Origin of the sequence: Lutibacter sp. (genome assembly GCF_040883305.1) — a bacterium.
In the GTDB taxonomy this organism is placed as follows: Bacteria; Bacteroidota; Bacteroidia; order Flavobacteriales; family Flavobacteriaceae; genus Lutibacter.
Genome location: NZ_JBFLKT010000245.1, coordinates 1 through 4,829, shown reverse-complemented (window position 1 = coordinate 4,829; position 4,829 = coordinate 1). Strand labels below are relative to the sequence as shown.

The 4,829-nt window shown below is 27.9% G+C and carries 5 protein-coding genes and 1 pseudogene; all 6 read right to left on the bottom strand.

Annotated features, from left to right (window positions below):
- Window positions 1-947: tol-pal system YbgF family protein (locus AB1Z17_RS07760; protein WP_368051231.1), on the bottom strand; the 947-nt coding region annotated here is incomplete at its 3' end.
- A 92-nt stretch (window positions 948-1,039) separates the two neighbouring features.
- The gene (locus AB1Z17_RS07755) at window positions 1,040-1,735 is read right to left on the bottom strand and encodes an ABC transporter ATP-binding protein (RefSeq protein ID WP_368051230.1); all 696 of its coding nucleotides are present in this window, start codon (window positions 1,733-1,735) and stop codon (window positions 1,040-1,042) included.
- 18 nt (window positions 1,736-1,753) lie between these two features.
- Window positions 1,754-3,223 carry a DUF5687 family protein gene (locus AB1Z17_RS07750; RefSeq protein WP_368051229.1) on the bottom strand — a complete coding sequence of 490 codons (1,470 nt, stop codon included), beginning with the start codon at window positions 3,221-3,223 and terminating at the stop codon, window positions 1,754-1,756.
- Between the two features lie 54 nt (window positions 3,224-3,277).
- Window positions 3,278-3,967, bottom strand: coding sequence for a hypothetical protein (locus AB1Z17_RS07745; protein ID WP_368051228.1), 690 nt, complete (start codon window positions 3,965-3,967; stop codon window positions 3,278-3,280).
- Window positions 3,964-4,650 carry a hypothetical protein gene (locus AB1Z17_RS07740; RefSeq protein WP_368051227.1) on the bottom strand — a complete coding sequence of 229 codons (687 nt, stop codon included), beginning with the start codon at window positions 4,648-4,650 and terminating at the stop codon, window positions 3,964-3,966. Before AB1Z17_RS07740 ends, AB1Z17_RS07745 begins: the two co-directional genes overlap by 4 nt.
- Before the next feature lie 77 nt (window positions 4,651-4,727).
- A pseudogene (locus AB1Z17_RS07735) lies at window positions 4,728-4,829 on the bottom strand (PadR family transcriptional regulator); the annotation flags it as partial.

Here is a 4,829-nt window from a genome sequence, read left to right as displayed (position 1 = left end):
GCAGAAGTTGCATCTTCTTTTGAAATGAAATTTTTAGCTTTTTCTATCTGTGCTCTAACACTATATTTTCTAGGTGCTTTATTGAATTTTATAATATTGGTGAATGCAATGTTTGAAGAATCTATCAGTCCTTTTTCTTTATACATTTGACCAATAATATAAAGATTTCGAGCAGTTTGCTCAGCATTTTTAGTAGATAAAACAGGCTTAATTACATTTTTTTTCTTTTTAGTAATCATTGCTTTTGCAATAACTTTATTTTTATTAGTTATTAAAACCCCTTTATTTAAATGGTATAAGGCATTTTCTAAACTATCTAAACTCATATAAGCCATTGCCAAGGCCGTATGTGCATCTTCAAAAATTTTCTGTTTTAAAAAATCGTCTTTTAGCAACCTTTTTAAGTTTATAATTGCTTGCTCTTCGTTTCTTAATCTAATTTGGGTTTTAGCGTGCCAAATTTTTGTTTCGTTGATTAAATTTGCTCTTGGATAATTGTTAATTACATAGGTAAAAGCCTCTAAAGCAGGCACAAATCTTTTAGAATAATACCTCGATTTTCCCAATAATAAATAAGCATCGTCAATTTGTTTATTCCGTTCTTGACGTGCAATAAGCATGGAATGTTTTTGAATAGCTTTTACCGCTTTTTCTTCGGCTCTTTCAAATTCTTTTGGAGAACTGTCTGTATCAGTTGCTAATCCTGGCATTGCCAATTCATCAACTTTAAGAGGTTCAACTGGTAGGCGTTCCCAAAAATTATCTTCGTAATTGGCATTTAATTGCTCTAAACCAACTCTAAGAGCTTCGTGCCCATTAAAAAGAATGTTGTATTTTGTATTTACTGCATGAAAATTTCTATTTAAAAATGCATCTTTTTTTGTTGAGCAACCAGCAACAATAAGCATTACAATTATGCTAATAAATATTTTATGAGTGTTATTCAAAAGAGTTCTGTTTTACGTTTCCTTTAACTTAATACCTTGTTTATTATTGTAAAAGGGTTGTAAAAATACAAAAAACAATGTATTTAATTTAATTACACCGAAAAATAAGCTTCTAACTCTTTTAAAGTTGCTGCTGAAGTTTCAATATCTTTAACAACAACACCTTTATCTAATACAACAATACGTTCGCAAACTTCGGTTATATGACCTAAATCGTGACTAGAAATTAACACGGTTGCATTACTATTAACAGTTAAATCTTTTAATAACTTTTTAAGTCTAATTTGTGTTGTTGGATCTAAATTTGCAAAAGGTTCATCTAAAATTATTACTTCCGGATCACCGATTAAAGCTGCTACAATTCCTGCTTTTTTCTGATTTCCTTTAGATAAATCTCTTAAATATTTTTTTCCGCCTAAAATTTCATCATTAAAAATTTCTTCAAATTGAGTTAAAAAAACATCAACATCGGCTTTTTTTAGACCTCTTAATTCACCAATAAAGTAAAAATATTCTTCAGGTGTTAAATACCCAATTAAAAAGCTTTCATCTATAAAAGCAGCGGTAAAAGGCTTCCAATCTTCACTTGTATTTACTTGAATATTATTATTTATTACATTTCCGGTTGTTGGTTTTATTAAATCTAATAATAAATTAAAGTAGGTAGTTTTACCTGCTCCATTATTACCTACTAAACCAAAAGATTGTCCTTTTGGGATTTCTAAAGATTCTATAGTTAATACCGTATTTTCTCCGTATTTTTTTGAAAGTTCGCTAGTTATAATCATTTTGAGTCTTCTTATATTTTATTTTTCGCTAAAAGCAGCAATTGTTTTATACTTTCCTGTTTGATAAATCTTTTCAATTTTAGTTAAGAAAAAGTTTTTGAAAGCTATTCCTAAAACACCACTTAAACCAAGTACTATTAATCCAGTTTCATAATTTATAAATTTATAAGGAATGTAAAATAACAACATTGGCAGCACCATTTTTGGAAGCGCAATTAACATTTGCGTTGGATTAAAACCGTTTGTATTTCCAAATGCCTTTGCTTTTACATTTAGTTCAACTGGCACCCTGTTTAAGGCACCTCCAAATAAGGTTATAAAAGAATTAAGTCCAATATTAAATGAAGTTGCGGCAGCAATCATGGCATAAATTTTCCACCCGAAGTATAAATAAGGTGTACTTAATACAAACGAAATTGTAACACCAACTACCATTAAATACCATTTAGATTCTAAATATTTTTTATAAGGAATATTCTGACTCATTAACATTTTATAATACTCGCTGTCCCAGGATGGAACTAATTGTCCGAATGTTAATAGAAAACCACCTGTTACAAATATGGATGCAAATGCAATCCAAGCAGGAGAATCGCTATAAGTTTTACTTGTGTAGAAAATTAATCCGTAAAACAAGAATAAGAAAGACATCATCATTACCTGTTTTGGTCTGGCATTTCTCCAAATAAGTTTAATGTCGTTTTTTAAAAAAGTTGCAACACTTCCAAATCGATCCATCCAAGATAAATCTACTGCATTTGCCTCTTCAATCTTTTTTGCAACGGCATCATCTAAATAAAATCCCTTTCTAATAAAATTAAAATTAACACGGTACATTCCAATTAATAAAGATAATGGAATAACAACTAGTAAGGGATTGTTATATAAAGCGTTAAATGCCACACCTATTGGTTGAGATGCTTTAAAAATATTAAAAAATTCTAATCCAATTAATACTGCCAAAACAGCAAGTAACACATAAAACACGGTATTACTTTTGTTAATTAAGAAGTTTATAAAATTATTAGCAAAAACAAGACAAACTAAGGCAAAAAACCAACAAATTACATTTAAAAATGGATAACCTTTTACTAATAATACAATACTAAAGGGGACAAAAATAAAAAGTGGAATAAAGTTAAAAAATGAAATGGCTGTTTTACCTAATAAATAGTTTATTATTGTGTTTCGTTTTACAGGGACAATCATTAATGGTTTTACATTCATAACAGGTAATTGCTGCATAAAAAAGCGAATTACTAGATCGAAAATAAACCAATAAATTAAAAAGTTATTTACGGTAATTATTGGATCTGCTTCTGGCATTATTTTCTTTAAAATAAAGAACAATCCAACTCCTAAAAACAAGGCAATACCTCCAAAGTAAATTACAGCCAAGGCCAATAAAATTTTTATTCCTATTCCTTTTTTGAAGTATGATGAACGGGAAAATTGTTTCCATTCAAAATTTAAAAAATATTTAATCATTTGAGAAGTTGTTTTTTTATTGGTAGCTAATTTTTTGTTTTGTTACAGTAAAAGTTATACTAATTTGTATTCTGGATAGTTTTCTATTAATAATTCTTCGGCTTTTTTGGGTAAAACTTCAACACTAATATAAACGTATACAACCATTATTGTAAAAATAGCCGCATAAAAAATTGCCCAAAAAATATTATAAACTTCAGGACTTGAGATGTTTATAATATTAAACAAATTTATTCCTATCATTCCTCCTCCTAAAAATAAACCTTTAAAAATAATATCTTCTAATAACCATTTTTTACCACTTAATTTTTGACGCTTTTTAACTTTTCTAAGTAATAGAATATGTTTTACTAAACCAAATACAATTACAACACCAATGATTGATAGCGCAAACGAATCTCCGTATTCAATTAAACCAGTGTAGAAAAAATAGAAAAAAGCAATTGTTGCAATTATTTTTGGTAATCTAAACCATGCTTTTGCGTGTTGCCATAGTATTTTCATATACTTTTTTTGTAACTCACCTTGTCTAGCTCCATAAACATCCATAAAACCAAAAACACCAAATTTTTTGAAACTCCTTTTTTTTGCATCTTCAAAAGAAAGATTGGGTTTTTCTTGCCAAATTTGTTCAATATCGTTGGCTAAATGATCTACCAATTCGGTTTGCATATCGTAATGCTCCACATAATGTTGGCGTGTAAATTTGTATAATTGTTGTATTTGTTCTGGAGTTAGTTTCATTTCAACTGGTATTTTCTATAATTTGAAACTGCTTTTAAATGGTTTTTATAAAAATTATAACCCATAATAAGTATTGAGAAAAATACTGTAAAATACACAAACATAAAATCACTAAAAACTTCCTTTTCACTCCTAAATATTTGCAAAATTAAGAGCAACGAAATGAAAATATTTGGAAAAATCTGTTTGTTGTATAAATAGCTATACGTAGATGCTAATTTAATTTTTTTTAACTCATATTTCCAATAAATTAAAAGAGCTGGAAAAGATAAAGCCATTGAAAGAAACGTGATTTTAAATAGGTGATAATTTGCATCTAAATCAATATTAAGGATAGTAACTATTCCATAAAAAGTAGCAATAAATGTAAGAATCACTAGAATACTTTTAAACCATAAAGGCTTATATATTTTTAAACAATGATCTATAAATAATTTTGAACCTCCATTTGAAATTCCCAACCAAAAAGTCCATTTATAAGAAAATGTTTTACTCCATTTTATTCTAATTTTATCAAAAGCATCTTTAAATGAACTATTATTTATTGTCATTTCATGTTCTATATCAGTACAAATATGATCTAGTACTTCTAAATGTAAATCAATATATTTAACATCGTTGTTATTTAAATAAGCGTCAATTTGATGCAATTGTTCTTTGGTAAGTTTTATCTTCTTTTCCATCTAAATACAATTTTGTTTATCTCTCTTTTTCAATTATATTTTTAGCTTTATTTTTTAATTATTGCCCATTATGGGCTTTATTCTAAACTAAATTTAGGATTTACAATGGTTTGCATGGTTCTTAAAAAGTCTTCCATTTCGGCTAACCGGCTTACCGTTTCTTTTGTACCATTTTCTGT